14 protein-coding genes, 1 tRNA gene and 1 pseudogene are annotated in these 16,660 nt (G+C 44.3%); 12 read left to right on the forward strand and 4 right to left on the reverse strand.

Features of this window, described 5'->3' with window-relative positions; all coding sequences use genetic code 11:
* The first annotated feature begins 161 nt into the window (after positions 1-161).
* The 11 genes and pseudogenes from kdsA to ABF487_RS07495 all read left to right on the forward strand — a co-directional run bounded on the left by kdsA (position 162) and on the right by ABF487_RS07495 (position 12,820).
* Positions 162-1,013, forward strand: a complete 852-nt coding sequence (gene kdsA / locus ABF487_RS07445; RefSeq protein WP_415633223.1) for a 3-deoxy-8-phosphooctulonate synthase — start codon at positions 162-164, stop codon at positions 1,011-1,013.
* Positions 1,000-1,953: a KpsF/GutQ family sugar-phosphate isomerase gene (locus tag ABF487_RS07450; protein ID WP_263779254.1), complete on the forward strand. Its 954-nt coding sequence runs from the start codon at positions 1,000-1,002 to the stop codon at positions 1,951-1,953. The genes kdsA and ABF487_RS07450 overlap by 14 nt, the downstream gene beginning before the upstream one ends.
* 130 nt (positions 1,954-2,083) lie before the next feature.
* Positions 2,084-2,707: a helix-turn-helix transcriptional regulator gene (locus tag ABF487_RS07455; protein ID WP_415626071.1), complete on the forward strand. Its 624-nt coding sequence runs from the start codon at positions 2,084-2,086 to the stop codon at positions 2,705-2,707.
* A gap of 135 nt (positions 2,708-2,842) precedes the next feature.
* A complete protein-coding gene (gene ppdK, locus ABF487_RS07460; protein WP_415634933.1) occupies positions 2,843-5,479 on the forward strand; it encodes a pyruvate, phosphate dikinase in 2,637 nt (878 codons plus the stop codon).
* 148 nt (positions 5,480-5,627) lie between these two features.
* A complete protein-coding gene (locus ABF487_RS07465) occupies positions 5,628-6,782 on the forward strand; it encodes a glycerate kinase (RefSeq protein ID WP_415634934.1) in 1,155 nt (384 codons plus the stop codon).
* A 7-nt stretch (positions 6,783-6,789) separates the two neighbouring features.
* Entirely contained in the window at positions 6,790-7,284 is a 495-nt protein-coding gene (locus tag ABF487_RS07470; RefSeq protein WP_415634935.1) for a phosphatidylglycerophosphatase A, read from the forward strand.
* A gap of 42 nt (positions 7,285-7,326) precedes the next feature.
* Positions 7,327-8,135: pseudogene (gene thiD, locus ABF487_RS07475) on the forward strand (bifunctional hydroxymethylpyrimidine kinase/phosphomethylpyrimidine kinase).
* 20 nt (positions 8,136-8,155) lie between these two features.
* Entirely contained in the window at positions 8,156-9,022 is an 867-nt protein-coding gene (locus ABF487_RS07480) for a YitT family protein (protein ID WP_415634936.1), read from the forward strand.
* Positions 9,023-9,221: 199 nt separating this feature from the next.
* Positions 9,222-11,888: a cation-translocating P-type ATPase gene (locus ABF487_RS07485; protein ID WP_415634937.1), complete on the forward strand. Its 2,667-nt coding sequence runs from the start codon at positions 9,222-9,224 to the stop codon at positions 11,886-11,888.
* Positions 11,889-11,891: 3 nt separating this feature from the next.
* Positions 11,892-12,335, forward strand: coding sequence for a hypothetical protein (locus ABF487_RS07490; protein WP_263779246.1), 444 nt, complete (start codon positions 11,892-11,894; stop codon positions 12,333-12,335).
* A 2-nt stretch (positions 12,336-12,337) separates the two neighbouring features.
* A complete protein-coding gene (locus ABF487_RS07495) occupies positions 12,338-12,820 on the forward strand; it encodes a SprT family protein (RefSeq protein ID WP_415634938.1) in 483 nt (160 codons plus the stop codon).
* 36 nt (positions 12,821-12,856) lie between these two features.
* Here ABF487_RS07495 and hpf read toward each other — a convergent pair whose 3' ends face one another.
* Positions 12,857-13,429, reverse strand: coding sequence for a ribosome hibernation-promoting factor, HPF/YfiA family (hpf, locus tag ABF487_RS07500; protein ID WP_007745980.1), 573 nt, complete (start codon positions 13,427-13,429; stop codon positions 12,857-12,859).
* A gap of 184 nt (positions 13,430-13,613) precedes the next feature.
* Between hpf and ABF487_RS07505 the strand changes: the two genes are divergently transcribed.
* Positions 13,614-13,697 (forward strand) — tRNA-Leu (locus ABF487_RS07505).
* 112 nt (positions 13,698-13,809) lie between these two features.
* Here the strand turns inward: ABF487_RS07505 and pnuC are convergent.
* From pnuC to ABF487_RS07520, 3 genes are all read right to left on the reverse strand, one after another.
* Positions 13,810-14,544: a nicotinamide riboside transporter PnuC gene (pnuC, locus tag ABF487_RS07510; RefSeq protein ID WP_415626080.1), complete on the reverse strand. Its 735-nt coding sequence runs from the start codon at positions 14,542-14,544 to the stop codon at positions 13,810-13,812.
* Positions 14,545-14,978: 434 nt separating this feature from the next.
* Positions 14,979-15,491, reverse strand: coding sequence for a serine O-acetyltransferase (gene cysE, locus ABF487_RS07515; RefSeq protein ID WP_415633217.1), 513 nt, complete (start codon positions 15,489-15,491; stop codon positions 14,979-14,981).
* 32 nt (positions 15,492-15,523) lie between these two features.
* Positions 15,524-16,660, reverse strand: a complete 1,137-nt coding sequence (locus ABF487_RS07520) for a trans-sulfuration enzyme family protein (RefSeq protein ID WP_415633216.1) — start codon at positions 16,658-16,660, stop codon at positions 15,524-15,526.

A 16,660-nucleotide genomic window follows, 5' to 3' on the forward strand; every position in this document is an offset into this window, starting at 1 on the left:
CTGCTTTTATTTTTCCGCGGCTCCTTGTCAGCAAGGCTGACAAAAGAGGGGAAATTTTCATTTAATCTATCTTTTGTATAGTTATTGCTGTGCATGGGTTTTATTGCTTTAAAATGAACTAAATTTTTTTTGCAATTTTGTTTGCCCGAGGAGGCGCTGCAATGGAGAAAATTTCTAATATTTTTAAAGAATTCGCTTTTAAGGATTCTCAATTAACACTATTGGCTGGACCTTGTGCGATTGAGTCCTATGAAACTTGTGCCGAAGTGGCGGATACACTTAAAGAAGTGTGCGAACGATTACATATTAACTATGTTTTTAAATCATCTTTTGATAAAGCGAATCGTAGTTCTGTAGAATCGGACCGAGGTCAAGGATTGGAAAGAGGCTTAGCTATTTTAAATCGGATCAAACATGATTATCGTGTTCCAATTGTGACTGATGTTCACGAGTCGTATCAATGCGAGCCTGTTAGCCAAGTTGCTGATGTTCTTCAGATTCCTGCTTTCCTTAGTAGACAGACCGACTTGCTAGTTGCAGCTGCGAAAACTGGTAAAGTTGTCAATATCAAGAAGGGCCAGTTCATGGCGCCTGAGGATTTGATCCCAGCTACACGGAAAATTACGGATTACACGTCCAAGATTCTATTGACAGAACGTGGCAGTAGTTTTGGTTATCATCGTCTCATTGTTGATATGACTGGATTAATCGAAATGAGAAAAGCTGGATTTCCTATTATTTTTGATGCGACGCATTCCGTTCAGGTTCCTGGTGGGTATGGCGGCCATTCAGGTGGCAACAGAGATTATGCGTTTCCCTTGATGCGGGCAGCCTTAGAAATTGGTGTGGCTGGTATTTTTGCAGAAGTGCATCCAAACCCGCCCGAGGCTATTTCTGATGCTGATAATCAAATTTACTTGAGTAAGATCACACCGATTTTAGAAAACGCCAATCATATTTTTCAAGAACATCGCAAGGATGCCGAGGAGATGGCTGCTAATGGCTTATTATGAGATTGCGCGAGAGGTGTTTTCCCAGGAATCTGAGGAATTGGCAAAAGTAGCTGATCGTTTGGACGAAAAATTTGATCAATTAGTTAATTTAGTTGGTCGAACCAGTGGCCGCATCGTTTTCGTTGGAATTGGCAAGTCCCAAATCATTGCTGAGAAAATTTCAGCATCTCTATCATCTGTCTCTATTCATAGTTTTACGGTGGACGCAGGCACAGCTTATCATGGTGATTTGGGGCGAATTTCGTCTGATGATTTATTGATTTTCGTTTCCAATAGCGGAGAAACACAAGAAGTGCTTCAGACTTTGTTTTCTTTGCAATTAATCTTTCCGGAAGGCTTAAAGACTGTTTCTCTGACTGGCAATTTGAAGTCGACTTTAGCAACCAATACAGACCTTTCTTTTGATGTTGGCGTTGCTAAAGAGGCTGATACGACGGGACTTGCACCAACGTCTTCGACTACAGCTACATTGGTCTTTGGTGACGCTTTACTGGTGGCTTTGGAAAATCGCCAGGATTTTACCCGCAATAAATTTGCGTTATACCATCCGGGTGGCACGATTGGCCGCTTATTATTGCAGCGGGTAAAGCAGGCAATGCATAGCAAAGTACCATATGTTGATGAAGATACGCCGATCAATGAAGTTATTTATCAAATTAGTGATTTTGGTATCGGGATGACTTTGGTTAAGGACAAAATCACTGGGAAGGCGATTGGTATTGTGACTGATGGCGACATTCGAAAAAAATTTCTTTCCGTTAATTCGGTTAAAAAGTCCGTGGCTTCTGACTATATGACGAAAGGTTTTATCAGCATTAATCAGGATAAGCGTAATAAAGCTGCCTGGCAGTTAATGGCGAATTATGGTATTTCCAACTTAGTTGTTGTCGATGATGATGAAAATGTGGTCGGTGTCGCGACGGTTCATGATGTTCTATAAATTAAAAACAGCCATGTCTATGAAGAGGTTTGCGCGATTAAAAGTGGGCTCATGCTATAACTAATGTGTATGGATGAATCTGGTTTTTGGTATAGTAGCATTAAAATAATTGGATCGGTGGGGTTTAAGCATGGATTTAACATTGCGGCAACGGGAAATTGTGAGGATACTCAAAAAACGCAGTCCCTTAACTGGGGAGAGAATCGCTGAGGATCTAAAACTTAGCCTACCGACAATTCGTCCGGATTTACGTTTTCTGACTGGCATTAGTCTGCTTAAAGCGCGTCCTAAAGTGGGTTACGAGTATCAGGGCGGTCAATTGATAAATCTTGATTATGAACATCTGTATCATCAGACAATTGCAGCGATTTTATTGCCGACAACCGAGATAAAGGTTAACGATACCTTACAAGATGCCGTGGGCCAGTTATTTTTAAATGATGTCGGATCACTCTACGTTCTTGATGATCAGGAAAACTTAGTTGGCCTGATTTCACGTAAAGATTTGCTGCGTGCCAGTCTAGATAATAGCCGTGTTCAATCTATGACAGCTAGTATGGTGATGACCAGAATGCCTAATTTAATTACCGCGACAGCTGATATGCCGATTCTTGAAGCCGGGCGTTTGCTGCTGCTGCACCAAGTTGATTCGCTTCCCGTGGTAGACAAACAAGCACCGCGCCACGTGATTGGCAAAATTACGAAAAATCGTATTTTTCAGCATTTTATTGAATCGGCCCTGCAAAATTCATAGACATGTAAAAATTCCGTGCATGAAGTACGGTTTTTATTTTAAACATCTTTGTAAGCGCTTGCAATTTGATTGAATATATTATAAATTATATATCGAACAAATAAGACGTATTATTTGTTCCGAAAGGGTGCATATATGACCAAACAAATATATAACTTTTCAGAAGGCAGCAGCCAAATGTCTAATCTGTTGGGTGGAAAAGGTGCAAATCTCGCTGAAATGACACGGATGGGACTTCCTGTACCACACGGCTTTACGATTACGACTGAAGCTTGCCATGAGTATCAGTTGCGGCATAATCTCAGTGCTGAACTGCTGCAGGAATTAGACCAAGCTTTAGACAGCCTGAGCACAGTTACGGGCAAAAAATTTGGTGCAGCCAAAGACCCGCTGCTCGTGTCAGTTCGATCTGGTGCTGCCATTTCCATGCCCGGCATGATGGACACGATTTTGAATATTGGCCTCAATGACGAGAGCGTTAGTATACTGGCTCGATTAACTGGCAATGAAAGATTTGCCTACGATAGCTATCGTCGTTTGCTTGCCATGTTTGGCAACGTAGTTTTTGGTCTGCCGGAAACAGCTTTCGATCAAATTCTGACAGATATCAAGAAAGCTAAGAACTATGATTCCGATTTGGATCTGACCATTGATGATCTTAAAGAAATCGTGAGTCGTTTTAAGGAAATCTATGCTGATTCCGACCAGGGGGAATTCCCTCAAGATCCCAAAGAACAGCTTTTGGCAGCGGTTAATGCAGTTTTTGATTCCTGGAACAACCATCGTGCCCAAATTTATCGTCAAGAGAACCATATTTCAGAGGCGTTAGGGACAGCAGTCAATATCCAGGAAATGGTTTTTGGCAATTTTGGGCAGGATTCCGGAACGGGTGTCGCCTTTACGCGTAACCCATCGACTGGGGAAGCTGGTTTATTTGGTGAATATTTAATCAATGCGCAGGGCGAGGATGTTGTTGCAGGCATTCGGACGCCACAGCCTGTGAGTGTACTACAGGTATCGATGCCGGTTTTATATGCACAGCTCTTGGATACGGCTCAAAAAATCGAGGCGCATTACCGAGATATGCAGGATATGGAATTTACGATTGAACAAGGCAAAATGTATCTGCTCCAGACGCGAAGCGGGAAACGTACGCCGACAGCCGCGGTTAGAATTGCTGTTGATATGGTTCAGGAAGGCTTATTGACAAAAGAGGACGCCATTTTAAGTGTTGAGGCCGAATCAATTGCCAAAATGCTGCATCCGGAGTTTGACCCGGAGGATCTAAAAAAACACCAAGTGCTTACAAACGGTTTGCCGGCTTCACCGGGCGCAGCGACAGGGCAGGTCTATTTCACCTCTGCAGATGCTAAAAAAGCCAGTGATCAAGGTATTAAAGTCGTTTTGGTACGCTCGGATACATCACCAGAGGATATCGAAGGGATGATCGCCAGCCAGGCAATTGTGACATCTCGCGGTGGCATGACCTCACATGCAGCAGTTGTTGCGCGCGGTATGGCTTCGACAGGCGTTGTCGGGGCACACGACTTAGAGGTTGATTATGATAGCAAAACAGCTAGCGTCAAAGGCCAAGTGATTCATGAAGGTGATTGGATTTCGGTTGATGGCAGCAGCGGCAATCTATATCTAGGCCAGATTAAAAGCCGCGATGCCGTGATCCGAGGTGAATTATCTCAGCTTCTCGATTGGGCCAAACAGACAGCTCGAATGGGTGTTTATACGAATGCAGATACACCAAAAGATTTCCAAAAAGCACTTGATTTTGGTGCTGATGGCATTGGATTGACTCGTACGGAGCATATGTTTTTCAAGTCCGAACGCCTGCTGCAGATGCGCCGCTTGATTTTAGCGGAGAACAAAATTGACCGCCAAGATCCTTTATCAAAACTTCTAGCTATGCAGCAAGGCGATTTTTACGAAATTTACCGATTGGCGGCCGGAAAAGAAGTCACAATCAGATTATTGGATCCGCCTTTGCATGAATTTTTGCCGCATGATGAAAAAGAAATTGCGGCTGTTTCTCAGCAAACTGGTCTTTCCGTCGAGAAACTGCGCGCCCGCATTGAATCATTAAAGGAGTCCAATCCGATGCTGGGGCATCGAGGCGATCGCTTAGCCGTGACTTTCCCAGATATTTACGAAATGCAGGTTCAGGCGATTATGAACGCTGTCCTGCGTTTGCATGACCAGGGGGTCAATGTGAATCCGCATATTATGATTCCATTGACGAATTCTAAAGCTGAGATGGGTTGGGTCCGCCGGTTAGTGGTTGATAAAATCGAGGAAACGATGGCCAAACACAAACTATCGATGACTTATACTGTCGGGACGATGATCGAGACACCGCGTGCTTGTGTGGTTGCTGACGAGATCGCAGAGGTATCGGATTTCTTCAGTTTTGGCACCAATGATTTGACTCAATTAACATTGGCTTTCTCGCGTGATGACGTTGCCTCTTTTATGCCTGATTATCTGAAAAAAGGCATACTTCCGGCAGATCCTTTCCAAACAGTCGACACACAAGGTGTTGGCCAATTAATGAAAATCGCCATCGATAAAGGCCGTCGGACTAAACCGAATTTAGATATCGGCGTCTGTGGCGAAGTTGGCGGGGATGCGGCATCAATTGATTTCTTTGAAAAGATTGGTGTCAGCTATGTTTCATGCTCGCCTTATCGTGTGCCGGTAGCTCGTATGGCTGCTGCTCAAGCACACATTCGTAATCGCACGGCAAAAGTAGCACTTGTTTGATAAGTGCAAAAGGCATTAATTTTATTTAATGCCTTTTTTGTGCCCACATCCTATCCGGCTCCGGGGGAACTGCGGTAAATTAGATGAGTAAATGGTGCGGCGATCCAGAACCTTTGAACTAAGATCGCTTTTTTGCTAAGGAGCGTTTATGAAAATTGTGATTGCACCGGATTCTTTTAAAGGCAGTTTAACAGCCAAACAAGCAGCAGAATCCATTCATACTGGCCTACTTCAGGCATTGCCCCAAGCCGACTATGAGTTGATTCCGATGGCTGACGGTGGTGAAGGGACGGTCCAGTCATTAGTTGATGCAAAAGGAGGGATTTTTCAAAATGTCGATGTTTTGAATCCCTTTGGAGAAACTGTGTCAGCTCGGTATGGTTTGATTGACCATGGCAAAACGGCCGTCATTGAAATGTCTGCAGCCAGCGGTATCCAATTTATTCGAGAAAATCAAACCGACCCTTTGGCGGCCAGCAGCTACGGCACTGGCCAGCTCATGCTGGACGCCATGCATCGTGGTGCTCGCCAACTGATTATTGGGATTGGAGGCAGTGCGACGACAGATGGTGGTCAAGGAATGGCCGCAGCTTTAGGCGTTCGTTTCTTAAATAAACAGAATCAAGAAATTCATCTTGGGGGAGGCGGCTTGGGCGAGCTGGACCATATTGATGTTCGCCAGATTGACCCTTTGGTATCGGCCACGCATATTCGTATCGCCTCAGATGTGACCAACCCTTTAGTCGGCCCGAATGGATCGGCATTTGTTTTTGGTCCGCAAAAGGGCGCAAATCCACAGATGGTACATCTTTTGGATAAAAATTTACGTCATTACGCAGCTGTTGTCCAGCGTGATTTAGGCAAAGACCTGGCTGCTTATCCCGGAGCCGGAGCGGCTGGCGGCTTAGGGGCTGGATTGCTGGCTTTTACAAATGCTAGCATGGCCAAGGGTATTGAAATTGTTGTTGAGACAACTGATTTTAAAAAACGTGTTGAAAACGCAGACCTGGTCATTACAGGTGAAGGCTCAATTGATTTTCAGACACAATACGGCAAGACGCCGATTGGCGTTGCTCAAGCAGCCAAGGCCGTTTCACCGCAGACAACGATCATTGCTTTAGCTGGCCACGTCGGTCAAGGAATTGATCCATTATATAAACTCGGTATTGATGCCGTTTTCAGCATTTTACCAGGTGTTCAAACTTTGCCGGAGGCAATTGAGAAAGCGGCCAGCAACTTATCTCGGACGGCTGAAAACATCGGCCGTTTGATAGCCAAAACGATACCTCCAAAAGGATTATGATTTAAGTATGATTTCTTATTCAAAATTAGCTCAAGCGAGTATCAAAGAGTTATCAAAAAGAGGCGTCGCATTATCTGACGTCACGACGCTGACGACTGAATTTTTGCAAACCCATTATCATTTTGCTGCCGATGGCAAACGGCTGGAAGAGGCTCTGTCGATGGTTTTAAAGCGCGACGAAGTTAATGACATTATTTTAACAGCCTTATTTATGGACGAGTCTGCCGAAACGATGCCCGACGACAATCCGCTTAAAGCACGTCTGGCCAGGGATGCCAATGGGCATAATGTTGATGAAATTTTAGCGATCGGACTGGCTAGCCAGTTTGGTGCCGCTGCAACGGTTCATTATGGCTGGCTGGATAATGAAAAACCCGGCCTGATCGGTGTTTTGAATGATAAAACTGATTCCGTCAATGTCTATATTGACGATATTCTGGCTGCACTTGTTGCAGCTTGTGCCATGAGCTATTTGGAGCTAACCGGCGGAAATCATTTCTAAATAAGTATTTGCTTTGTTTACCACACCCACGAGGAGATATTAATGATTACTAATTCATTCCCACAAGCTTTGACGATTGCCGGCTCGGATTCCGATGGATCAGCAGGTGCGCAGGCAGATCTGCATGCCTTTTTTCTCGGCATGTCTATGGCAGTTCGGTTTTAATTGCGGCTGTAGCAGGAAATTCTTATGGTATCCATGCCAGCCATAGTTTTCCTCTTGATTTTATTGATGCTGAATTCAAGGCATTAGCTGAAGATTTTCAGATTAAAGCTGCTAAAACAGGCATGCTCTCAGATAGCAGCTTGATTAAAAATATCGTGGAAAATTATCAGTGTTATCATTTCGGTCCTTTGATTGTCGATCCGGTAATCACGACTAAGCACGGTGCAAAGCTTCTCGAAGACGCTGCGATTAATACATTAAGGGAAAAATTGCTTCCCTTAGCGTTGGTAGCGACGCCGAATTATTCAGAAGCCCAAGTCATTGTTGATTTTGAGTTTCAAGACCAGGCAGACGTTGCTAAAGCGGCTGCTCAAATTCAAAAACTTGGTGTTAAAAACGTTGTTATAAAGGGATCGCATGTCTATCAAGGCGATCAGGAGACTGTTTCTGATTATGTCCTTTTAGCTGATGGCAGCCATTATCTACTATCTGAAAAATATGTCGACACCACACATATCAATGGGACTGGCGACACCTTTTCGGCGATTATCACAGCAGAAATTGCGAAAAATAAATCTGTGAGAGATGCAATCGCGATTGCCAAAACGGCTACCTATGAGGCGATCAGCAATCAAATCGCTGTTGGCCATCAATTTGGGCCGATAAATCACTGGGCGATTAAGTAACTGGTTTATAATTTAATTCGATGGATCAGCTGAGAAACTACTTATCAAAACATGCGATCGCAGCCCGTGGCGGTGCTGCGATTCTGTATGGTGTCCTCGTTGCTGTTGCGATGAATTTTTTCTGGAAACCAGGGAACATTTATTCCGGCGGCTTTAATGGCCTTGGCCAGCTGGTTGGCTTTTTTTTCGCCAGCAGTTATCTGCCGCTGATTATTTTACTGATTAATCTGCCGATGGTGTTTCTGGCGATTATTTTGATTAGTCGTCGTTTAGCGTTTTTTGAAATTTCGGCAATTGCCTGTTCTTCAATCTTTATTGCGATTATCATACCGCCGGCAAAACCTTTGATTTCAGATCCTCTGATGTGCGCTGTTTTTGGCGGAGCCATCAATGGTTTCGCCACGGGATTTGCTTTAAAAAACGGTGTCGCCACCGGCGGCTTGGATGCGCTGGAAATTATCAGCAAACGTTTTTGGAATATTAAAGTGTTTCCGATTAATGTCGCCTTTAATTCCTTTGTCATGCTGGGATCTGGTTTTCAGCATGGCTGGAGTCATGCTTTTTATTCCATTATCGGTATCGTCATTTCTGCCTGGATTACCACAATTGTTTATACACAGCAGCAGCAGATGCAGGTCATGATCGTGACTAACAGTAAAGACAAAATGATTGAAGCGATTCAATCTCGTTTGCGGCGCGGCATTACAGTGGTTGACGATGCTCAAGGCGGCTATCTGCACGATTCCAAGCACGTCATTTTCACAGTTATCACATTAGAGGAGCGTTACGAACTTCATTTGGCCATCAAACAGGCCGATCCGAAGGCTTTTGCATCCATGTGGAAAGTAGATCATACTTTTGGCAATTTTTATGAAAAACAGGTCTGATTCATGCTGCCAGAACTATTAATAGTGGTTTAAAACGCTTTATTTTTTTCTTCTGTATAATTAAGTTATTAAATGAGGGAGTAACGGCGGTCGTATGTTTCATTTGATCTGCGGGAAAACCAAGTTGCACGAGCGAATAACTCTGGCGACCCTTAATCAGTGAGACTCATTTTAATAATAATTAGAGGAGTCTTTTATTTTGTCTGAAAATAAATTTTACGATCAGCCCGCCAAAGACGTTATCAAGCTTTTATCGTCTGATAAAAATCAAGGTTTGACGGCTGCGGCTGCGGCTGATCTCTTGGCTAAATACGGCCATAATGCGTTAAATGAGGCAAAGCGGACAACGCTGCTGCAGAAATTCATTAACCAGTTCAAGGATTTTATGATTGCTATTCTGGCTGTTGCGGCCGTTGTTGCAGCACTTACCGGCGAGGTCGTTGATGCGATCTTTATTTTGCTGGTTGTTGTCCTGAATGCGATTTTCGGCGTTTTTCAGGAATCCAAAGCAGAAGATGCGATTGAAGCTTTAAAACAAATGTCGACTCCCAATGCCAATGTCCTGCGTGATGGCAAAGTGCTTTCTGTGCCGGCAACCGATCTGGTGGTCGGAGATATTGTGCTTTTGGAAGCTGGTGATATTATCCCGGCCGATCTGCGACTGATAGATGTCAGCTCGCTCAAGATTGAAGAAGCCGCTCTAACCGGTGAATCAGTCGCAGTTGAGAAAAGTGCCGGTGTCTTGCGGGCTAAAAATCCGGGTCTTGGCGACCGGCATAACATGGCCTTTATGAATACAAATGCGACTTATGGCCGTGCGACTGGTATTGTGGTCGCAACAGGGATGCAGACTGAGGTCGGCCACATTGCTAATATGCTGGAGCAGACCGAAGAGACGGCAACGCCTTTACAAATGAATTTAAAGCAGTTGGGAAAAACGCTGACTTACCTGATTCTTGTGATTTCGCTGATTGTGTTTGTCATCGGCATGTTAAAAGGTGCCGAGAACTTCATCAACATGCTGTTGACAGCGATCAGTATTGCTGTCGCAGCTATTCCAGAAGGCCTGCCGGCGATTGTGACGATTACGCTGGCATTAGGCACGGGACGTTTGGCCAAGAAAAATGCCTTGATGCGCCGTTTAGCAGCTGTTGAGACACTGGGTTCCACGCAGATAATCGGATCTGATAAGACTGGTACCCTGACTCAAAACAAGATGACCGTCGAAAAGTATGTCGTAGACAATCAAGTCTATGATGCTGAGCGAAGCATCGAAGGGGATGCAACAGCCGAACGTCTAGCTGTTGTGATGGCTTTGAATAACGATACGAAGCGTACAGAAGAGGGCCTGATTGGCGATCCAACCGAGACGGCTTTGATTACCTTTAATGAGAAACAAAACCAGGATCTGGATAGTCTTTTTGACAGAATGGGCCGTGTGGCAGAGATTCCGTTTGATTCGGAACGCAAGCTCATGACGACTGTCAACAAACATCATGGCAAGTATCTGATTACCGTGAAAGGTGCGCCGGATGAATTGCTGCGACGGACATCTCAAATTGAGATTAAGGGTAAAATTCAGCCTCTGACTGAAGAGAATCGCCAGCAGCTATTGGAAATTAACCATGAATTGGCTCAGCAGGCACTACGTGTTCTGGCATTCGCCTTTCAAAATAGCGATGAAGTGCCGGGTAAAATGACCAGCAAACTTGTTGAGCAGAACCTCGTCTTTGCAGGGTTTGTAGCCATGATTGATCCGGAACGTCCGGAAGTCGCACAAGCTGTTAAAGAAGCACGACAGGCAGGAATCCGGCCAATCATGATTACGGGTGACCATCGTGATACGGCGGCTGCGATTGCGACTCGTTTGGGCATTTTAACTAAAGAGCAGGGACCACAGGCTGTTATTACGGGTGCCGAACTGGATAAAATATCTGATGAGGATTTCAATGACCGCGTGACACAGTACAGTGTCTATGCGCGTGTTGCACCGGAACACAAGGTTAGAATCGTCCATGCATGGCAAAAACGCGACAAGATCGTTGCGATGACCGGGGATGGTGTCAATGATGCACCGGCTTTGAAAACGGCTGATATCGGTGTTGCCATGGGTATTACGGGAACCGAAGTTTCCAAAGGTGCTTCCGATATGGTCTTGGCGGATGATAATTTCGCCACTATCGTTAATGCTGTTAAAGAGGGCCGTACTGTATTTGCGAATATTCAAAAAGCACTCCAGTATTTGTTATCATCTAATTTGGCAGAGGTTATGACCCTGTTTGTTATGACGATTATGGGCTGGAATTTGTTCGTGCCCGTCATGATTCTGTGGATTAATTTGGTGACAGATACTTTCCCAGCGATTGCTTTGGGTTTGGAACCGACTGAACCTGGCATTATGCAGCGCCCGCCACGCGGTAAATCATCTAGTTTCTTATCAGATGGTGTCGGGCCGGCGATTGTCTGGCAAGGAATCATCCAGTCCCTGACCGTGCTAAGCGTCTACGCTTTGGCCATTGCTTTTCCTGATCATCCGGGAAGCCAGATGTTGATTCACCGCGATGCTTTGACCATGTCATTTATGACGCTGGGCCTAATGCAATTAGTCAATGCCTTTAACGTTAAATCAGTTTATCAGTCGATTTTAAGGGTCGGCCCATTTAAGAATAAATATTTCAATGGTGCTATCTTAATCAGTTTGTTATCAATGGCGATTGTGGTGCTGGTGCCAGGCCTGAATGGTATTTTCCATGTATCCGACCTGAATTTGCACCAATGGTCGATTGTTCTGGCCGCTTCCTTCTCGATCATCGTGGTCGTGGAAATTGTCAAATTGTGCCAGCGAAAGTTTTTTAAGAAGATATAAAAGATGAAACCAGTTAAAACACAACAATTTGCCTATCAGTTACAAGAGTTTTTAAACCGGGTCGATCAGATTAACGAAAAAGTTAATCCATCTTATATTAAATTGAAAGCCGCTTTGGACGATCATAAATTGGCTGAGATGCCTGATGCTGATTTTAAAGAAATTGCGGCTGATTTTTATGATGCGAGTGAAGCCTATGAAAAAGAGGCTCTCGTTTTAGAGAACCTGCAGGTTCCGGTTCAGTTATTGGGTATGAAAACAAATCTCGTCGGTTATTTTCATGATTATGTTCTTTCGACACAAGAAATGGCTGAGTCTTTGGATCCGGACAAGCAGCAAGTGGCTATGGCCGAGTTTTCAAAATCAGAAGAAGACCAAGAACATTTTATGGCCAAGATCAATCACACGATGACTCGCATTTTGACGGCTCCGGGACTTAGGCGTTAATTTTGACAGAAATTAATCAGATAGACTTGCAGGCGCTCGTAGAGCGCCTTTCGCTTACATATTTTAAAATGCCATTTCAGCATCAAGTACGTTTCAATTCCCGATTGCGCTCGACGGGCGGCCGAGTCGTGTTTCCAAGGCGCGGATCGCGTATTTTAGAAACAGAGATTTACATGGAAGTTAATCCAAAATTATCTAATGAACAGCTTCCCGGCATCATTAAACATGAACTGGCACATTACATGATTTATCTCCAGAAGGGCCTGCATCATGAAAATGACCGTGATTTTCAGCGTTTATTAGTCAAAGTCGCGGCGCCAAAATACTCGCCCTTGGTGTCTGTACATAAATCAGCCTATTTGTATCGCTGCCAGGGCACACAGCATCATGAATTCAAGCGCAGCCGTAAAGTCGATATCAGACGTATGCGTTGCGGAATTGACGGCAGCCGCCTCATGCTAGTTTCCGAATATCATGCTAAATAAAAACCAGCTCCAAAAGGCTGGTTTTTTGTATCTATATTACTTGGAGCTTTCAACGTTTTCTGTCTCAATCAAACCATACTTGCCGTCATCTCTTTTATAGATGATATCAAGCTGATTTGTATCGGCATTTAAGAAGAGGAAGAAGTCGTGATCCAGCATTTCCATCTGGAGGGCTGCTTCTTCAAGATCCATCGGCTTCAGCGACAAAGTCTTGCGGCGGATAACTTCCAGCTTCTTATCCTCAGCTTCTTCAGGAACCAAAGGATCTACCTGCTCATTGAAGTCGATGCCCTTGAAACCTTTTTCTCGAGATTTACGATTGACTCTCGTTTTGAACTTACGAATTTGACGCAGCAGTTTGGCAGAAACTAAGTCGACAGCACTATAAAAATCACTTTGTGTCTCCTCGGCACGCAGGGTCAAGAAAGGCAGCGGCATGGTAACTTCGACTTTAAAAGTCTTTTCGTTGTATTTACGCAGATTGACGTGCGCAATCGGATTATTGTTGGCATCAATGTAGTTATTCAGTTTTTCCAAACGCATCTTGATATAGTTCTCAATTGCTTCTGTTGTGCTAATATTCTCACCACGAATTTGATAATCAATCATAATTTTCCTCCTACCTAAATTTTAAACTAGTCTAACACTCAATTTGTCTTTTTGGACGAAAATTAATTGGAAACGTTTTCTGAAACGGTTTTTAGCTTAACTTTGGCGGGATTTCAAGAGAATTTTCTTTAAATTCGTCTTTTCCAAGCAGTTCGTGTCTTTTTCAGGTATAATGTTTTTGTTCGCGGACGTGGCGGAATTGGCAGACGCGCAGGATTAAGGATCCTGTGGTAGAAATACCGTATGAGTTCGACTCTCATCGCCCGCATTTGAGTCCTTTAACCCTGTTTAGACGATTAAAGGCACAGAACATCACATTTTACACAAAATAAAAGCCAAGTCGACAACGTAACGAATAGCGGCGAACTTGGTTTTTATTTTTACGCTTTTTCAGTACCACCTTCGTTATCAGCTTCGCCGCTGCCCCAGACTTTAATCGCGTAAACACTGTTAAACAGCAGTGCCGCCTGCAGTGCAACCTGTGAAAGGCCGGCACCGAGATTGCCGATATTGCTGGCTCCTGTGGCAACTTGGATAGAGAGAATTGACCAGTAAATGATATTGGCAAAATTAACAACGATCCAAAGAGACCAGTTCTCCTTATATTTTAAGATATACAGGGTCTGGGCAATAATGCTGACAACAAAATTAATACTGTCCAGATAGGGAAGTTGGCCGTGTAGCAATGACAAGACCCACCAGCCGATGGCCCAAGCGACAAAAGCACCAAGGAAAACACCGTTTCTCACATTCTTGGAAAATGCATGCGTCGCTTCATCGTGGCCCCACATAAACCAGCCGATCGGCTGTGAGACAACGTATACAATATCCATGGCAAATGACCCGTATGCGTGGCTGATCCAAGCCACATAAGTCATCGCTAGACACTGGATCAGACCGAAAATAAAATTGATTTTGCGGCCTTTCATGCCGTAAATCAAGCAGAGTACGCCGGCAACACCTGAAATCATGCCGATGATTGAATCAGGTGCAATGGCGTAGACGACAAATTGCAATAAAATAAGACAGCTGATATAAATAACTTCAAATTTTTTCCAGTTTGCAAAGAGCTGAATGTAGAGCCAATTGAAGATTCCTTTGGATTCTGTGGACATAGTCGCGACCTCTTTTCGCAGTTAAAATAAAGCACTTGCACTTTGGGTAGGGATTAAAAATAAAAAATACTTTATTTCAGCAATAGATTATCATGTATCTGCGAGAATAACAACATTTTTTTGCCGAGAGATAAGGTCTCAAATGAAAACGCTTCCTTTTATCGAGAAAAGGTGTTATGATCTAATCAGGGTACAGCGAGATCATAAAACGGTAATTAGATTTACCAGCAAGTTTGATGCACGTGCGAATTGGATCTCCAGTGACCCGATCAGCGATATTATCAGCTTACCAACAGTATGAGCCACCAGGTTTGATTCCTGGGACCAACAGCTATTGGCAGGTATACAGCGAGAAGCGTTCGGGTGATGCTGAATTAATCACGACTGTTGATAATATCGTTTTTTGTTGTCCAGAAGTTTAACAAACCGTTTTTCTATTTTAGAGAAACGGTTTTAATATTTGCTTTTTTATTGATAATCCGTCCCGGATTGCCGACAACTGTCGCACCATCCGGGACATCATTTAAGACAACTGTACCAGCGCCTACTTTAGCTCTTTGGCCAATTACGACTGGACCGAGAATTTGCGCACCGGCACCGATGAAAACGCCATCCTCGATTTTTGGATGGCGTCGTCCGTCTGTGGCCTTGCGTGATCCTAGTGTGACGTTATGCAAAATGGTCACTTGGTTGCCGATGATCGCCGTTTCACCTATCACGACCCCATTTCCATGATCGATAAACAAAAATTTGCCAATCGAGGCGCCTGGATGAATGTCCACGCCTGTGGTACGTTTGCCCCAATGCGCGATAATCACAGCCAGCAAAAAATGCCGGCGGTGATAGAGAAAATTGGCCAGCTGGTGATAGGCTAGCGCATGAAAACCAGGATAGGTCAAAAGTACTTCCCAAATACTATGTGCAGCTGGATCGCGCTTTTGAATCATGTCAGCCGCTTCAATTATATTTTTCAGGTGGCTCAAATTTGGTCAAAAGCTCCTTTTAAATCATCCAGCAGATCATCAATATCTTCTAAGCCGACTGATAAACGAATCAGTTCGTCCTGAATGCCGTTTTGAATGCGGATTTCACGGGGGATGGCTGCGTGAGTCATGACAGCTGGTACTTCGATCAGGCTTTCGATACCACCAAGGCTTTCAGCCAGATCGATAATTTTTAAGCTCTCGACAAATTTTTGAGTGTCGAGGCTTTTGTTAAGTTCAAAAGAAATCATGGCGCCAAAACCAGTCATTTGTTTTTTAGCAATATCATAGCCGGCTGAATCTGGATCGCCGGGATAATAGACTTTAGCTACTTTTGCATTGCTTTTTAGGTAAGTGAATATCGTCCGAGCATTTTCTTCATGTGCCCGCATGCGGACGCCTAAAGTCTTGATACCGCGCTGCAATAGCCAGCTGTCGTCAGGACTCAGAACAGCACCGATGGAATTCTGCAAAAAGGCCAGTTGTTTGGCAATTTGTTCGTCATTTGTAATTGCTAATCCGGCGATCAAATCGCTGTGGCCGCCCAGATATTTCGTGGCACTATGGACGACAATATCTGCACCTAATGCCAGAGGCTGTTGATTATAAGGCGTGGCAAAGGTGTTGTCGACAATCGTTTTCAGGCCATGAGCTTTGGCGATTTGGGCAAGAGCCTTGATATCACTGATATTTAACAGGGGATTAGTCGGTGTTTCTAAATAAATCGCTTTGGTATTGGGCTGGATTGCATCAGTAACAGCAGTCAAGTCACGCGTGTCAACAACTGTGAAAAGCAGTCCGAAGCGTTTTAAAACTTGATTAATCAAACGAAAAGTGCCGCCATAAACATCATTTCCGACAATGATATGGTCACCGGCCGAAAAGAGCGAGAAAACCGTATGGATAGCGGCTGACCCGGAGGCAAAGGCAAAAGCAGCTGTGCCGCCTTCGATTTGTGCGGCCAATGATTCAAGTGCAGCGCGTGTTGGATTGCCGCTGCGGCCATATTCCCATTTAGGGCCAGCACTTAGCTTGTGCTGATGAAAAGTTGAAGCACGGTAAATTGGGATTGAAACGGCACCTGTCTGGGGATCTTCGCTGCCGCCATGGATAAGTTCTGTATTAAAGTTCAT

Source organism: Oenococcus sp. (assembly GCF_047725585.1).
Lineage (GTDB): Bacteria > Bacillota > Bacilli > Lactobacillales > Lactobacillaceae > Oenococcus > Oenococcus kitaharae_A.

What these genes read in the sequence shown, in the direction of transcription:
- ppdK (WP_415634933.1), top strand. Translation starts at nt 2,843, where the DNA reads ATGACCAAACAAATATATAACTTTTCAGAAGGCAGCAGCCAAATGTCT.
- ABF487_RS07455 (WP_415626071.1), top strand. Translation starts at nt 2,084, where the DNA reads ATGGATTTAACATTGCGGCAACGGGAAATTGTGAGGATACTCAAAAAA.
- pnuC (WP_415626080.1), bottom strand. Translation starts at nt 14,544, where the DNA reads ATGTCCACAGAATCCAAAGGAATCTTCAATTGGCTCTACATTCAGCTC.
- kdsA (WP_415633223.1), top strand. Translation starts at nt 162, where the DNA reads ATGGAGAAAATTTCTAATATTTTTAAAGAATTCGCTTTTAAGGATTCT.
- cysE (WP_415633217.1), bottom strand. Translation starts at nt 15,491, where the DNA reads ATGATTCAAAAGCGCGATCCAGCTGCACATAGTATTTGGGAAGTACTT.
- ABF487_RS07520 (WP_415633216.1), bottom strand. Translation starts at nt 16,660, where the DNA reads ATGAACTTTAATACAGAACTTATCCATGGCGGCAGCGAAGATCCCCAG.
- hpf (WP_007745980.1), bottom strand. Translation starts at nt 13,429, where the DNA reads ATGATTGATTATCAAATTCGTGGTGAGAATATTAGCACAACAGAAGCA.
- ABF487_RS07490 (WP_263779246.1), top strand. Translation starts at nt 11,892, where the DNA reads ATGAAACCAGTTAAAACACAACAATTTGCCTATCAGTTACAAGAGTTT.
- ABF487_RS07470 (WP_415634935.1), top strand. Translation starts at nt 6,790, where the DNA reads ATGATTTCTTATTCAAAATTAGCTCAAGCGAGTATCAAAGAGTTATCA.
- ABF487_RS07465 (WP_415634934.1), top strand. Translation starts at nt 5,628, where the DNA reads ATGAAAATTGTGATTGCACCGGATTCTTTTAAAGGCAGTTTAACAGCC.
- ABF487_RS07450 (WP_263779254.1), top strand. Translation starts at nt 1,000, where the DNA reads ATGGCTTATTATGAGATTGCGCGAGAGGTGTTTTCCCAGGAATCTGAG.
- ABF487_RS07480 (WP_415634936.1), top strand. Translation starts at nt 8,156, where the DNA reads ATGGATCAGCTGAGAAACTACTTATCAAAACATGCGATCGCAGCCCGT.